The sequence below is a fragment of the Clostridium sp. TJA038 genome, from assembly GCF_058310255.1.
Map to the genome: position 1 here is coordinate 1 of NZ_JBZEFA010000014.1, position 14,564 is coordinate 14,564.

The window sequence follows — 14,564 nt, forward strand, 5'->3', positions numbered from 1 at the left end:
TTTTCAAAGACCATTTCTTTGTCGCCCTCAAGCGACTTTCTTAGTTTAACATCACTTTGAAACTTTGTCAACAACTTTTTTCAAAACTTTTAATTTGTTTTGTTAAGTTGTTTCCGCATCTCTTAGCGACGAGATTTATCTTACCATGTAAAAAAATAAGTTCTATTATAAAATTTCTTTATTTTTTAAAAGTATTTTAAAAATAATCAATTTTTCATAAAAATACTAATATTTTTGTATAAAGATACACTTGGATAAGTTGCTTTATATTTCTATTTATTAATATTCCAATTAAACATATTTATGTAAATTAATTTATTAAATTAAACTAATAGGCTCCCCAAAATAATATTTTTCTATCTTCTTTAAGGTGATAAATATAAAAATATAATAAATCTTATTTGATTATTACTTGTTATGAAAAATTAATAAGTATAAAATTTAAATATACTTTTGATAAAAATATTTTTATTTAAGGAGATTTTTAAATGGCTGCTAAATTTAATAATGATTGGGATGAACTATTAAAAGATGAATTTTCTAAAGAGTATTATCTAAAACTTAGAAACTTTCTTATAAATGAATATAAAACAAAAACAATATATCCTAATATGTACGACATATTTAATGCATTAAAATTTACACCATATAATGATGTAAAAGTTGTTATTTTAGGGCAAGATCCTTATCATGGTCCTAATCAAGCTCACGGATTTAGCTTTTCTGTTAAACCAGGGGTTAAAACTCCACCTTCTTTAAGAAATATGTTTAAAGAATTAAAGGATGACTTAGGTTGTTATATTCCAAATAACGGTTTCTTAGAATCTTGGGCTAAACAAGGTGTTCTTTTATTAAATACTGTATTAACTGTTAGAGAAGGGCAAGCGAACTCTCACAAAGGAAAGGGTTGGGAAATATTCACTGATAAAATAATAAAATTATTAAATCAAAGAAAGGAACCTGTAATATTTATACTTTGGGGAAGAAATGCTATATCAAAAGAAAATTTAATAAATAAAGATTTTCATAAAATAATAAAATCTGTTCATCCAAGCCCTCTTTCTGCAACTAGAGGATTTTTTGGTTCTAAACCTTTCTCAAAAACTAACGAATTTTTATTATCAATAGGAAAAGAACCTATAGACTGGCAAATTCCTAATATATAAAAATCATAAAAATAACATGGCATATATTAAAGTAATTTTCTTTTATACAGGAAACTTTTAAGGAACATATTAATATACTCTTAATAGAAGATATTAATATAAAGGGGTAATTCAATGAGTAATATTATAAATTTTGAAGAAGATTTCAACCTTGTTCCTATAAATCTTAAAGCAAAAAAAGATTTTTCATTCTTATCTATGGATGAAATAAAAACTTTAAATGAAAGTACTAAAATAGAAAAAAAACCTATTGTAAATAATAATATATTAAAAAAGGATTATATAAATAATTTATTTATGAAGAATTATTCTGAAACAACCTTTGTTAAGACTTTAATTGTTGTAAAGAAAAAAGAAGAATTATTCGACTAGATATTTTAGTTAAGAAATTACATAAATAAAACTCTTTATAAATTTATAAGAAGTTTTATTTATTCTTTCTTTAATTTAATTTTAATAAGCATAAGGTAGTAAATAAAAAAAAGAAGTAGTTTTTTTCTACTTCTTTTTCTTTATTAAAAGACTTATAGAGCATAGTAGGGGGGAATTAGCACTATATTTTTTCTATAAGTCTTAAATAAACTTAAATATAAATTTTTAAATCAATTTTAAAACTAAGATATATTCTTTAACTTCTTTATTTTAAAAACAAAGAATAATTGTTATATTTATAATATTATACCATGTTTTTTACTTTGTAAAGAGTTATTTATTACTATTTATTAAGTTATTTTTTAACATTTTATTCCTTTTATAGTAATCCTACTATTTTAGTGCCATGAAGTTCTTTAGCTCCAGTATATAATTGTAATTCATTATAATTTTCTTTAGTTACTCCTCCTCCAATTAGTATTATTATTTTATCCTTAGAATACCTAACTAAGTCCTTTAAAATATCTTTATTTTTATAAGCGTTTCCTTCTCCACCCTTTGTTAAAACTCTATCTACTCCTATACTTATAAGATTATCTAAAGCTTTAAACTTATCCTCTATTTCATCAAAAGCCATGTGGAAAGTTACACTTAAAGGACTAGCAAATTCAACAAACTCCTTAGTTAACTCAAAGTCTAATGTGTTATCTTCTTTTAAAAATCCAAAAACAACACCAGACACTCCTAACTTTTTGCAAAGTAATATATCATTTTTCATAATATCTAACTCTTCTTTACTATATACAAAGTTTCCTCCTCTTGGTCTAATAATAACATTTATATCTATATCTATATCTTCTTTACATTGAAGTATAGTACCATAGCTTGGAGTAGTTCCTCCCTCTAATAAATTATCACAAAGCTCTATTCTATCTGCTCCTAATTCAAAAGCTTTCTTCCCCTCTTTATAATTTCCAACACAAGCTTCTAATTTAATATTCATAATCCTCTCTCCTCCTCAGTAATGTTTCTTATTGATTCTAATTCTGTATTTTCTATGTTTATATTTCCCCCTCTTCTCTCAAAGCCTTTAAAGTCAAAATTTAAAAACATTAAATCAACTTTTTCTTCTCTTAATATTTCTAATATTTTTATGTTAACTTCCTCCTTAAGTTTTTCATATTTTAAATAATCTAACTCCTCTGTGTAAAAATATATAAATATACCAAAACCATAAGTTGAAAGTTCATTAAAACTTACTATTATTAAATTTTTATCTATTTTATCATGTTTTTTTAGCATATCTTCTATTTTATTAACAGAATTTTTTATACTTTCTATTTCTGTTTTATAATCCATTATAAATTTAAAATGAATTCTTCTTAAATTTCTTTGAGTCCAATTTATTATATTGCTATTTGCAAGTTTTGAATTTGGAACAGTTGCAATTGCCATAGAAAATGTTCTTATTCTTGTACTTCTAAAACTTATTTCCTCTACAATTCCTTCAACTTCTCCAGCCTGTATCCAATCACCAATTGCAAAGGGTTTATCTAACATAATTACCATGCCTCCAAAAAGATTAGAGCAAGTATCTTGAGCAGCTAATGCAAAGGCAACTCCACTAACTCCTAAACCTGCTATAAAGCCTGTAAATCCAAATTCATTAGCTATTATAATTATTCCAATTAAAAGAATTAGAAGTCTAATAACTATAGAAATAAAGGGAAAAACTATAGTATTGCCCCCTTGATTTTTATGAAGTTTAGAATAAAGAAGAGAATTTTCTAGAGTTAAATTGTATATAAAATACATAAAAGAAATTATTAAACCCACTCTTAAAATTTTAGGAGTATATAGAAATTTTATTCCTAAAGAATCTAAATTCATAACTTTAAAAATTGCATAAATCCCACCAAAAATAACCATTAATTTCAATGGATTTTCTAAAGCCTTAACTATTGTATTATCTAAATAATTTCTAGTTTTTTTTGCTCCTTTAATAAATATTTTAAATAAGTTTTTTATTAAGATTTTATTTATTACAAGTACTATTATTAAAATCAAAGCTATAGTTATTATCTCTTTAAAGTTTATAATTGTAACTCTCCCTAAAATTCTTTCTATCTCTTTCATGATAATCACCTCACTATTCTGCTTTTATTTTTTCCTTAAAGCTTTAATTTATTTTTAAATAGAAATAGACCTATATAAAATTTTTAATTTTATATAGGTCTATTAATTCCCACCTTTATACTATTTTATAAAAGTATGTGCTAACTTCCTTGAACTTATTTTTACTGTGGAGTATGTGCTTTTATATAAGATTTAACCTCTTCTGGCTTAATATTTAAAATTACTGCAAATTCTTCATTTATCAGCTTTTCAGCAACTTGCATAATTTCATCATCACCCTTACAAGCTTTTTTTCCATCTAATTTTCTTTTCTTTTTATCTAAATATATGCTCCTTATTAAAACAATTAAATCATCACAGTTTCCACTTCTAAGCATTGTTTTAAACTCATCATTTCTTTGTCTATCATTATCTATCCATAAAGTTTCTGTATCTGGAATATTATTTATAATAGATTCTACATCCTCTTTAGATAAAAGAGTTCTCATAGAAATCTTCTTATTATCAACAGGAATTTTAATTACTGTTTTTTTGGGATACTTAGAATAAACGGGGCTTAAAACATAGTATTCCTTTTCAGTATTATTCATAAGATTTTCTTTAGTAATATCTATAACCTGACAAACGCCAACTGTTCCATACATTATATAATCATTAATTTTAAACAATAAAATTTCACCTTCCTTAAATTAAAATTTTGTCTTATGTAAGATTTAAAGACTTTTTTCACCTTTTAACTCAAGTAGTTAGTCTTATACTTTTCTAAAATAAAAAAAGTAGTCTTAACAACTGGAATTACGTCATTAAAACTACACGCTGCATATTTATATTTTACCACATTAAAAATATTTAATGTATGTAAATATTTTATTTTTAAATTTTTTATAAAATTAATAAATATATCTATTCATATTTTCACTATAATACATCTTATATTTAAGATTTACCTATATTAATAATCGAAATTAATTATAAAGCTTAATTTCATTACTCTTGGCATATTAAAAACAATAGTTTTATAATTAAAATATATACAAATTTTTGGAGATGATTTTATGGATTATAAAATAAATAAACTAAAAGAAATAATAGAAAATAGTGAGAATATAGTATTTTTTGGTGGTGCAGGAGTTTCTACAGAAAGTGGTATTCCTGATTTTAGAAGTGCTAAAGGCTTATTTAATGAAAAACTTAATATAAATTTTACTCCTGAAGAAGTTGTTTCTCATAGCTTTTTTGAAAAATATCCAAAAGAATTTTTTAAATTTTATAAAGATAAACTTATTTACCCTAATGCAAAACCTAATGATGCCCATATTGCTTTAGCAAAACTTGAAGAAAGGGGAAAACTAAAAGCAATAGTAACTCAAAATATAGATGGACTTCACCAAAAAGCAGGAAGTAAAAATGTTTTTGAACTTCATGGCTCTGTTCTTAGAAACTATTGTGTAGATTGTAATGCTTTTTATGATGAGCAATTCATTCTTAAATCTGAAGGAGTACCAAAGTGTATTAAATGTGGAAGTATAGTTAAACCTGATGTAGTTTTATATGAAGAACCCTTAGATGACAATATTATTAGAGGTTCTATTGATGCTATTTCAAAGGCAGATACTCTTATAATAGGAGGAACATCTCTTATTGTTTATCCTGCTGCAGGACTTATAAACTATTTTAGAGGAAAGAATTTAGTTTTAATAAATAAAAGTTCAACCTCTGCTGACTCTAAGGCTAACTTAGTTATAAATGATTCAATTGGTAAAGTATTAAAAAAGGTTGTTGAATAAAAGAAAGGGCTAATATTTATTTATATTTTAATAGCTCTTTATAAGTATAAGCTCTAAAAAATTATGTAATTAATTTTTACTTTAAGCAATATATTATATTAAACACTAATTCTTAAGGAGTATCATTAATTGATTTACTTTTGTATATTTATAATAATACTTGCTATGGCATCTATAATATTTATTTATTATCAATGCAATATAAAAATTACAGAATATAAAAGACAAATACTAACATTAACAAATCAACTTTCAAAGTATAAAGATACTGCTTATAAAAATAATAAAAATCAAAAAAAAACTTTAATAATAAATTTTAATACACCTGAATTTAAATATGGAATAGTATTACCTAATACTGCTATTTTTCTATCTCCTTCAGAAGAATCTATAGTAATTGCAAAGACTAAAGGTAAGCATCAGGTAAAAATACTAGATGAAGCTGAAATAAATAAAGAAATTTTTTATTACTCCTTATTAAATACAGAATCAAAAATAAACTGTAATGGCTGGATAAAAAAAAGTCAGTTTTCTATGCTTATGGAGGATAATAATATTTAAAATTTCTATACTTAATTCAACTTAATAAATTTAAAATAATAAAACACTAGCTTTAAGCTAGTGTTTTATTATTTTAAATTTATTTTAGTGTTTCACTACTTTCTCCTAATAAAATTGTTTTTTCACTTGGAATAAACTCCCCTGTGTTATTATTTCTACCTTGTAAAAAATATCTTTCATCCTTCTGTCCCATTGTATCAATAGCCTTATCACAAAGTTCTCCTATTTTTCCACCCTTACATCTATTTATTATTAAACTAACCTTTGTATCTTCAAAGTCTGATAGCATATAATAATCTCCATTACTATCTCCTCCAGCAATCACAGGACCTTTTTTATGAACTGGAACTAAAAATTTATTTATAGTTTCTGTTTTTCCTTTACCTTGAGTTTGAAAATAATCAGGATTTAACTCTGCCTTAATTCTTCCATCCTCTGTTTTTAGAAGTTCCATAGCATATATATTTTCCTTTGGAAGTTCATAACCATATTTAGGATTAGTAGCAAACTCTTTAACTACATCAATATAAGATGCTGAACATATGTAAACATCTATTCCATTTTTCATTAAAGTTTTATATAGATTTTGTTGCTCTTTTATAGTTCTTAAACCTGTATCAAAAGTAACTGAAACAACCCCTGCCTTTCCTGGCATATTTTCACTACTTGTCCAAGTTTCAACCCCTAGTTTTTCTTTTAGCCAATAATCATTAGATTTTTCAGTAAGCTTAGCTACCTCATCAGAAGTCATACCTTTAAAAAGATATGTAACCCAAGGATAACTAACATCTGAACTAAAAGACTCTCCTATAGCACTATATAAATATCTAAGCTTTGCTTTAAAATCCATATATTGCTCATCTTTTTGAATTTCTTCTAAGGATTTATCTCCCTTAAACCCTTTATAATTATCATATAAATATCTATAATCCTTTATAATATCTTCTGATATACTATCTATATTCACAGGTTTCCCCTCTTTATTATTACACTTATCTGAAAAGTTATCTTTTGGTATATTTGTCTTTATAACCTCTTCTAACTCCTCTGGAGTCATTTTAAATTCTAAATTTGTTAATTGATAGGCAAGTAAAGCCTCTTCAACATCATTCATTATTGTTGTGTTATCCCAATCAAACACTGCATAAGGCTTTTCCTTATCATTATATCCCTTACTATCTTTACCATATTCTTTTATTACCTTTTCTAAAGCACTATAGTTATTACTATACCAATTTAACTCCTCTAGTCCATAATTATCTTTTTCATCTTTCTTTTCTTCAACATTAACCTTTGAATCACTAGAACTATCATTATTTGTGTTATTATTTCCACAAGAAACAAATGAGAATGCAACTACAGATGATAAAATAGAAGATAAAATTATCTTTTTTACATTTTTCATAATACCCCTCCTAAAAACTCTATTCTCTTTTATTTTTAACTTTTAATGAGAATCTATTATTTTTAGGTACCTTAAACGTTTACAAACTCTCATGATTATTATACCAAATATTTTATAAATATACAGTATTTTTTGAATTTTTATTGAATTTTTATTGAATTTTTTAATATTTTATCCATATATTTTCTAATAAAAACAGGTTTATACTAAAAATTAAATTAAATAATTAGTATAAACCTTATAAAAACTATCTTTTTAAAAAGGAAAATAACCCTTTTTTCTTCTTTTTAATTTTTTCTCCACTAAATACAACATCTTTATTATTTATTAAGGAAAGCGCATTTTCTTCAAACTTTTTGCTTATTCCAGGAACTAAGCTTTCTGCTGCTTCACAAGCTTCCCTTAAATCTGTATTTCTTCCTCCGCTAGTATGAGCATCAGAACCAATAAAACTATATATGTTGTGCTTTAAAAATAATTCTGCAGTTTTTTTAACATCTCTACCAAAAAAGCCAGTTAAACTTCCTCCATTTAATTGAAATAAATATCCTTCTTCAATAAATTGATTTATAAGTTCATGGTTATTTATAAAATCAGAATATCTTTCTACATGGGCAATTACAGGAACTATCCCTCTTATTTTCAACTCATATAATTCATTTATTGCTTTTTGAAAATTTATTTTATCCATAGGAAATTCTATTAACATATATTTTGACTTAGCTAAAGTCCCTATGTCTCCTAAATCATAATCTTCTAGAATATAATTATTAAAAAATATCTCTTGCCCTTGATAAATTTCAATCTTTAATTTATTATCCCTAGCTAATTTATTTAATTCATTTACTTTATCTTTTAAATCTTTATAACTCTCAGTCCAGTATCCTTTAAAAAAATGAGGAGTTGCTATTATTTTTGTTGTGCCAGATTCCTCTGCTTTTTTTAACATCTCTAAAGACATCTCAATACTTTTTGAACCATCATCTATATTAGGTATTATATGTGAATGTATATCTATCATATCTTCCTCCTTAAACAATCTCTAAAAGAATTTAATAACTCTCTTAAAGTAGAATTTAAATATATAAAACAATAAAAATCTTTTTTCAATCAAAAATTTTATATGAATATTTTACCATATTTTACTGTTAAATAACATTAGATTATAATAACAATTTAATAACAAAAAAATAATAAAAGCTATATAATTTTATGCCTTCATACTATTTTTTTAGCATAAAAAATATAGCTTTTATTTTTCAATTTATTTTTCAAAACTTTTCAATTTCTCACATAAAAGTTCTATTGTATCACTTCTATTTCTTAATTCTTCTTCATAAAAAGAATTTATCCTATAATTTAAAATCAATATTAAATTTAATATATTTTCAGAAAAACTTAATTCAAATTCTTTTTCCTTTTCTTCTTCCTTAAGACTTTCATAAATTTCTTTAATTTTAAAATTAGAATTATCCATAAAGAAAGCTTCTTCTATAAATTTACTAGCCTTATCTATTTCTCCCATTTTACCATATAACAAAGCTAAAAGAATTCTTACCTCAATTAAATCACCTTTTAATTTATAAACTTCCTCTAAAAGCTCAATAGATTTATTATATTCCTTATCTCTTATTAAGTTTACTCCTTCTTTAAATTTACTCTCTAAAAGTTTAAACTCTTCACTTTCCATATAATCTAAAAAACTAATAGCTTTATTATTAATCTCCATAGTTACACTTTCTTTAAAGTAATATTTAGCTCCTTTAAAATCACAATACATATATTTTATTATGCCTAGTATATTTAGAAAATCTATATTTCTTATTTTCTTAAAATAAATATTTTCTAAAAAGTTTTCAGCTTCTTTTAAATTCTTACTTAATACTAAATTAAGGACATAATCATATATATAATCTAAATTTAAATTCATATGACACCTATAAATTTAATTTACAAAGTCAAAAAGAAAGTCTGTAAGTTCCTCATCTAATTTCATAAGGGCTCTCTTATCCTTATCCTCTATTGCATTTTTCATGTTACCCATTATTTCCTCAAGTTTTTCTCTTTCTGCACTTGGAAGCATAGGAATTTTCTTTTCTGCTAATTTAAAATTAGGCTCTACTAATTTAAATAAATTATCATTTTTCCAAGATATTAAACTTTTATTTTCATTCTTTAAAACTATCTCCTTAGCTTCCTCCTTATTTCTATCTTCCTTAAATTTAGTAGACATAATTTTTGAAATTTCTTCTCCTGTAGAAAGAATCTCTGCTGAAACATTTAATATTCCATTTAAATCATAAGTAAATGTAATATCTATTTTTTCTTTTCCTGTACTAGCTTTAGGAATTCCTGCTAATATAAATTCATCTATTAAGGTATTATCACTTGTATATCTGCTCTCTCCTTCATAAACACTTACTAAAACTTCTGTTTGATTATCCATAACTGTGCAGTATCTCTTTGTAACAATTGCAGGTAATTTAGAATCTCTATCAATTATCGGATCAAATATCCCTCCCTTTAACTCTACTCCTAGGGTATAATTACAAGTATCAGTAACTATTATTACACTAGATGAATCTCCAAGGGGAATATCATTTTTAATAGCAGCTTGTACTGAAGCACCTAAAGCAACAGCCTCATCTGGATTTACTCCCTTTGCAATCTTTCCATTAAAATTTTTATCTAACATATTTCTTACATAAGGTATTCTACTAGAACCACCAACTAAAAGAACAATGTCTATACTATCCTCTGTAAGATTTGCATCACTTAAAGCCTCTGAAACTATATCATAAGTAGAATCTATTATATCTTTTATATTTTCTTCAAATTCTTCTCTTGTTAAAACCATTTCTAAGTTTATAGGATTATTATCCTTATCTGCACTTATATAAGGTAAAACAATTTCTGCCATCTTAGATGTAGATAAAGTCTTTTTAGCCTCCTCTACCCCCTCTTTAAGTCTTGCTAAAATTCTACTATCTTCTAAGTTTAGTTTTACTCCTGTAGACTTATTAAACTCTTTAACTACATAGTCTATTAATTTATCATCAATATCTTTTCCACCTAAATAATTATTTCCTCTACTAACCTTTACATCTAAAACTCCATTAAACATCTCTAATATAGTAACATCAAAGGTACCTCCACCAAAATCATAAACTAATATATTACCATTTTTATCTAAGTTATCTAAGCCATAGGCCATAGCAGCAGCTGTTGGCTCATTTATTATTCTCTCAACCTTAAAACCTGCTAGTTCTCCTGCACTTTTTGTAGCTTTTCTTTGTATATCGTTAAAATTAGCAGGAACAGTTATTACTGCTTCTTCAACTTCTTCTCCTAAAAAATACTCAGCAATCTCCTTTAATCTTTTTAATATAAGCGCTGAAATTTCCTCTGGTCTATACTCTTTACCCTGAATATTAATAATATTATTTGTTCCCATAATTCTTTTAACTTCTGAAACAGTTAATTCAGGTTTTAATAAAATTTGATTTTTAGCTTTTTTTCCAACTCTTATATCATCTCCTTCTATAGAGACTACAGAAGGTATAGCATGTTCATCTCCCTCTTCAATATTTCTTATTATACAAGGCTTTCCATCTTTAACATAAGCAATTTCTGAAGTTGTTGTACCTAAATCAATACCTATTATTTTTCCCATTAAATTTCCTCCTTATTTTTAACTACTACTACCTGAGCCACTCGCTCAATTCTTCCCTTGTATATGTATCCAAATTTTAAAACCTCGTTTATTTCAAAATCTTCTTTTTCCTTATTCCAAATAGTGCTAACACATTCATGTAAGTTTTCATCAAATATATTTTCTTTTTCATCAATAAGAATCATATCTAAATTTATTAAATTCTTTTTTATTGTGTTTAATAAATTACTCATAGCTTTTTTTAAATTTTCGTCCTTAGATTTTTCGCTAAAATCTTTTATATACTTTATATTATCAACTATAGAAATTAACCCTTTAACAAGTTTCTTTTCTCTTAGTTCTAACTCTCTATTAAGTCTTTTATATCTAATATCTTCTTCTTTTTTTTTATTAATTTCTTCCTTAATCTCATTAATCTCTTTTCTAACCTTAAAAAACTCCTCAAAATACTCTTGATTTATACTTTCATTTTGTATTGCTATTTTTTTTATTGAACTTTTTAAGTCCTTAATATCTTTATCTTCAAAATAAATTTCTTTATACTCTTTTTCTTTACATATATCCCTTAAAACTTTCTCATAATTCACCTAAATCCCCCCCCTTATTTTATTTCTCAAATTATCTTTTAAATTCTTAAATAAACCTTTAGAGGGACTATTATTTTCATTATTAATAAAAGTATCCTTTACTCTTTTATCCTCTTCCTTATTTCTATTTATTCTTTTTATCTTGCTATACCTACTTAAAATTTTTTCATTTATTTCCTTAGTTTCTAAATAAACATTTCTATAATCCTTCTTTAACTTTCCTATTGAATTTATTAATTCATGATTTTCAAAGCTAAAATTTTCAAAAAATATTAAGTTTATATTCTCAACATCCTTATTAAAATTAACATCACCTTTTAAAAATTTGTTTACCCCATTATAAAATATAATCTTTTTATAATTTCTATCTATTTCTTTATCCTCATATAACCTAGAAAGTTCTAAAAAACTTCTTCTAAAATACATTATTTTGCTTAAAGTTTTCTTATCCTTTTTTTCATCTATTAAAACTAAAGCTGTTACTGTAAGCTTAGAACCATTTTTAAAATGAAATTCTTTTAAAAATCTATCTAATAAAGAAAAAATATCTTCCTTTATTTCCTCATAATCTTCCTTTAAACTATATTCACTTAAAGCTCTACAAACTTTTTCAAAATCACTTTTTAAATTTAACCTGTCTGCTACATCTAAAAATTTAATATATATCTTATATTTTTTAGAATTTATATTTTCATTTTCTATCCCTTTTCTAAGAACTTTAAGAGCATTTTTATAATCTTTTTTTTCATAACTGTTATAAATATTAAATAATTTAATATAAAAATCTACCTCTGCATTTTTTAAATTCAAGCTCTTTTTTAATACATTTTCTAAGCCTTCATAATCCTCGCTTTCCTCATAAAGCTTTATTAAAAATTTATAATAGTCTATATTATTTGGTTCAGCTATAATAAGTTCTTTTATTAACTTAGCAGACCTTTTATAATTTTTAACCTTCATTAAAGCTAAAGCTAAATCTCTCTTTATTCTTGAATGATTAGGATAATTTTTTAAAACCTCTTGAAAATTTAAAATAGCTAAATTATAATCTTCATTTTTTAAAGCATCTAAAGCTTGATCTAATATCCTCTTTCTTTCACTATCAAAGTTATCTAAAATATATTCTTCTTTCTTAGCTTTATCTATTAAAATTTCATAGGCATCCCGTATAAATCTATATTCCTTAGGAGATTTTTCAGGTGGATATTTTTTAGTCATAGCAAAATATGCTTTTTTAATTTCATTATCAGAGGCATCTATTTGAATATTTAATTCTTTAAAATAATCTATCATATACTCCTCCTAAAAATAATAAACAATAATCTCTATACCATAACTTTATTTCAGTAAAACTAATAATATTCATCTCTTAAAATAAAATTCTTTATAAAAGTAAACTTAATATTTTATTTAAAGTAGTAAATCTATAAAAATATCTATATAAAATAAAATAGGATTAAAAGTAAAATACTAAAAATTCTTAGTTTATTACTTTTAATCCTATTTTTATATTTTATAAAATTTTAATTAAAAACTAGTAGCTGTACTTTTTGAAAACTTTATAGAAGTAAATACTACAAAAATAATTCCTAATATAAGTAAAGCTATAAGCATAAATGGATATTTACTAATGACTAAAGGAAGTACTAACATTCCTAATAAATTAAAAATTATATGGACTGTTATATTTCCAAAAATTGAATTAGAATACATGTAAATAAAAGCTAATAAAATTCCTAAAATAAAGGTATATATTCCTTGAACTAAGTTTAAATGCATAACTGCAAAAATTAATGCTTGAAGAGAGATTGCAAGTTTTATATTATAATTTTTTCTTAAATATCCAAAAATCAATCCTCTAAAAACTATCTCTTCATATATAGGAATTAAAAATATAGCTACAAAAATTTCAACTGCTGACCCTCTTGCTAATGCCATAGTTTGTGAAACCTTAGCATAACTAGGTACTAATTGACTTAATATAGCAGCTAAAGCTAATAATAATATACTTATTCCTGCACTAAAAAATAATATGTAAATATATTTTTTAAAAGATATTTTTCTTAAACTTATTTCTTTAATAAGTCTATCTTTTGAAGGAATCAATATAATTGCTATTAATATTAAAGTAAATATATCACCCAAAATAGTTAAGACAAATATATTTTTTTGGAATAAAGCAATATTATTCTTAGTAACTCCAATAAATAATCCTTGAATAAATCCTACAACAAATAAATTAAGAATTGGAAATCCTAAGCATACTCCTAATGTTTTTAAAAATTTTTTCATAAGTATCTCCTTTTTAAATTTAATGATTAATAAATTTAAAATTACTCCTATTTTATATTTTAAATCATTCAAAGGAATAATCTGTCTTTTAATGTTAATTATAAACAGTAATGTATTTTTTGTAAACTTTTATATAATTTATTCATATTTAACATATTTCTTTAAAAAGAAAAAAGACATCATAAATCAATTAAATTTATGATGTCTTATCTTTTTTATTAAATTGGTAAGTCTTTTTATTTTTTAGATTTATCTTTTTTTCTAAATAATAATTTTAATCCTGCTAATATTGAAGCTAAACTTACTAATGGTAATGGATTAGCAACCCCTGTATTAGGTAATTGTTCTACAGCATTATCATTGTTTCCATTATTGCTTTCATTGTTACTTTCATTGTTATTTTCGTTATTGTTTCCATTATTATTTTCATTATTACTTTCATCATCAACTACAGTAACAGTAATTGTCTTAGTTACTGATGCTCCATTACTATCTGTTACTTTATAAGTTACCTTATAAGTTCCAGCCTTATTCATATCTACATTATTGTATATAATGTTTGCTTCTGTTAACTTAATATCCTTA

15 protein-coding genes are annotated in these 14,564 nt (G+C 24.1%); 4 read left to right on the forward strand and 11 right to left on the reverse strand.

All coding sequences use genetic code 11. From position 1 onward, the window contains the following. The first annotated feature begins 488 nt into the window (after window positions 1-488). Window positions 489-1,166 carry a uracil-DNA glycosylase gene (locus AC4FQV_RS11470; protein WP_491165559.1) on the forward strand — a complete coding sequence of 226 codons (678 nt, stop codon included), beginning with the start codon at window positions 489-491 and terminating at the stop codon, window positions 1,164-1,166. 114 nt (window positions 1,167-1,280) lie between these two features. Next, complete coding sequence (locus AC4FQV_RS11475) at window positions 1,281-1,538, forward strand: hypothetical protein (RefSeq protein WP_491140357.1); 258 nt, start codon at window positions 1,281-1,283, stop codon at window positions 1,536-1,538. A gap of 379 nt (window positions 1,539-1,917) precedes the next feature. Here AC4FQV_RS11475 and AC4FQV_RS11480 read toward each other — a convergent pair whose 3' ends face one another. From AC4FQV_RS11480 to AC4FQV_RS11490, 3 genes are all read right to left on the reverse strand, one after another. Beyond that, window positions 1,918-2,541, reverse strand: coding sequence for a copper homeostasis protein CutC (locus AC4FQV_RS11480; protein WP_491140358.1), 624 nt, complete (start codon window positions 2,539-2,541; stop codon window positions 1,918-1,920). Continuing rightward, complete coding sequence (locus tag AC4FQV_RS11485; RefSeq protein WP_491140359.1) at window positions 2,538-3,674, reverse strand: mechanosensitive ion channel family protein; 1,137 nt, start codon at window positions 3,672-3,674, stop codon at window positions 2,538-2,540. The genes AC4FQV_RS11480 and AC4FQV_RS11485 overlap by 4 nt, the downstream gene beginning before the upstream one ends. Before the next feature lie 161 nt (window positions 3,675-3,835). Continuing rightward, a complete protein-coding gene (locus tag AC4FQV_RS11490) occupies window positions 3,836-4,342 on the reverse strand; it encodes a CarD family transcriptional regulator (RefSeq protein ID WP_491140360.1) in 507 nt (168 codons plus the stop codon). 387 nt (window positions 4,343-4,729) lie between these two features. Here AC4FQV_RS11490 and AC4FQV_RS11495 point away from each other — a divergent pair, with 387 nt between their 5' ends. Further along, window positions 4,730-5,461: an NAD-dependent protein deacylase gene (locus tag AC4FQV_RS11495; protein ID WP_491165560.1), complete on the forward strand. Its 732-nt coding sequence runs from the start codon at window positions 4,730-4,732 to the stop codon at window positions 5,459-5,461. 129 nt (window positions 5,462-5,590) lie between these two features. After that, window positions 5,591-6,022 carry a hypothetical protein gene (locus AC4FQV_RS11500; protein ID WP_491140362.1) on the forward strand — a complete coding sequence of 144 codons (432 nt, stop codon included), beginning with the start codon at window positions 5,591-5,593 and terminating at the stop codon, window positions 6,020-6,022. Window positions 6,023-6,101: 79 nt separating this feature from the next. On the opposite strand, the gene AC4FQV_RS11505 is transcribed toward AC4FQV_RS11500, so the two are convergent. The 8 genes from AC4FQV_RS11505 to AC4FQV_RS11540 all read right to left on the reverse strand — a co-directional run. Then, entirely contained in the window at window positions 6,102-7,427 is a 1,326-nt protein-coding gene (locus AC4FQV_RS11505; protein ID WP_491165561.1) for an HAD family hydrolase, read from the reverse strand. A 247-nt stretch (window positions 7,428-7,674) separates the two neighbouring features. Further along, complete coding sequence (locus AC4FQV_RS11510; protein ID WP_491140364.1) at window positions 7,675-8,448, reverse strand: tyrosine-protein phosphatase; 774 nt, start codon at window positions 8,446-8,448, stop codon at window positions 7,675-7,677. Window positions 8,449-8,691: 243 nt separating this feature from the next. After that, window positions 8,692-9,357 (reverse strand): tetratricopeptide repeat protein, encoded by a 666-nt coding sequence (locus tag AC4FQV_RS11515; RefSeq protein WP_491165562.1) that lies wholly within the window; start codon window positions 9,355-9,357, stop codon window positions 8,692-8,694. A 15-nt stretch (window positions 9,358-9,372) separates the two neighbouring features. Further along, window positions 9,373-11,100, reverse strand: a complete 1,728-nt coding sequence (locus tag AC4FQV_RS11520; RefSeq protein ID WP_491165563.1) for an Hsp70 family protein — start codon at window positions 11,098-11,100, stop codon at window positions 9,373-9,375. Beyond that, window positions 11,100-11,687 carry a nucleotide exchange factor GrpE gene (grpE, locus tag AC4FQV_RS11525; protein WP_491165564.1) on the reverse strand — a complete coding sequence of 196 codons (588 nt, stop codon included), beginning with the start codon at window positions 11,685-11,687 and terminating at the stop codon, window positions 11,100-11,102. The genes AC4FQV_RS11520 and grpE overlap by 1 nt, the downstream gene beginning before the upstream one ends. Further along, window positions 11,688-12,980, reverse strand: a complete 1,293-nt coding sequence (locus AC4FQV_RS11530; RefSeq protein WP_491165565.1) for a J domain-containing protein — start codon at window positions 12,978-12,980, stop codon at window positions 11,688-11,690. Between the two features lie 234 nt (window positions 12,981-13,214). Next, the gene (locus tag AC4FQV_RS11535; protein ID WP_491165566.1) at window positions 13,215-13,979 is read right to left on the reverse strand and encodes a CPBP family intramembrane glutamic endopeptidase; all 765 of its coding nucleotides are present in this window, start codon (window positions 13,977-13,979) and stop codon (window positions 13,215-13,217) included. A gap of 236 nt (window positions 13,980-14,215) precedes the next feature. Further along, window positions 14,216-14,564 (reverse strand): immunoglobulin-like domain-containing protein (locus AC4FQV_RS11540; RefSeq protein ID WP_491165567.1); only part of this gene is annotated, 349 nt, incomplete at its 5' end.

Coding starts and splice junctions, on each gene's coding strand:
- AC4FQV_RS11480 (WP_491140358.1), bottom strand. CDS start 2,541: ATGAATATTAAATTAGAAGCTTGTGTTGGAAATTATAAAGAGGGGAAG.
- AC4FQV_RS11495 (WP_491165560.1), top strand. CDS start 4,730: ATGGATTATAAAATAAATAAACTAAAAGAAATAATAGAAAATAGTGAG.
- AC4FQV_RS11530 (WP_491165565.1), bottom strand. CDS start 12,980: ATGATAGATTATTTTAAAGAATTAAATATTCAAATAGATGCCTCTGAT.
- AC4FQV_RS11535 (WP_491165566.1), bottom strand. CDS start 13,979: ATGAAAAAATTTTTAAAAACATTAGGAGTATGCTTAGGATTTCCAATT.
- AC4FQV_RS11485 (WP_491140359.1), bottom strand. CDS start 3,674: ATGAAAGAGATAGAAAGAATTTTAGGGAGAGTTACAATTATAAACTTT.
- AC4FQV_RS11505 (WP_491165561.1), bottom strand. CDS start 7,427: ATGAAAAATGTAAAAAAGATAATTTTATCTTCTATTTTATCATCTGTA.
- AC4FQV_RS11520 (WP_491165563.1), bottom strand. CDS start 11,100: ATGGGAAAAATAATAGGTATTGATTTAGGTACAACAACTTCAGAAATT.
- AC4FQV_RS11475 (WP_491140357.1), top strand. CDS start 1,281: ATGAGTAATATTATAAATTTTGAAGAAGATTTCAACCTTGTTCCTATA.
- AC4FQV_RS11510 (WP_491140364.1), bottom strand. CDS start 8,448: ATGATAGATATACATTCACATATAATACCTAATATAGATGATGGTTCA.
- AC4FQV_RS11470 (WP_491165559.1), top strand. CDS start 489: ATGGCTGCTAAATTTAATAATGATTGGGATGAACTATTAAAAGATGAA.
- AC4FQV_RS11515 (WP_491165562.1), bottom strand. CDS start 9,357: ATGAATTTAAATTTAGATTATATATATGATTATGTCCTTAATTTAGTA.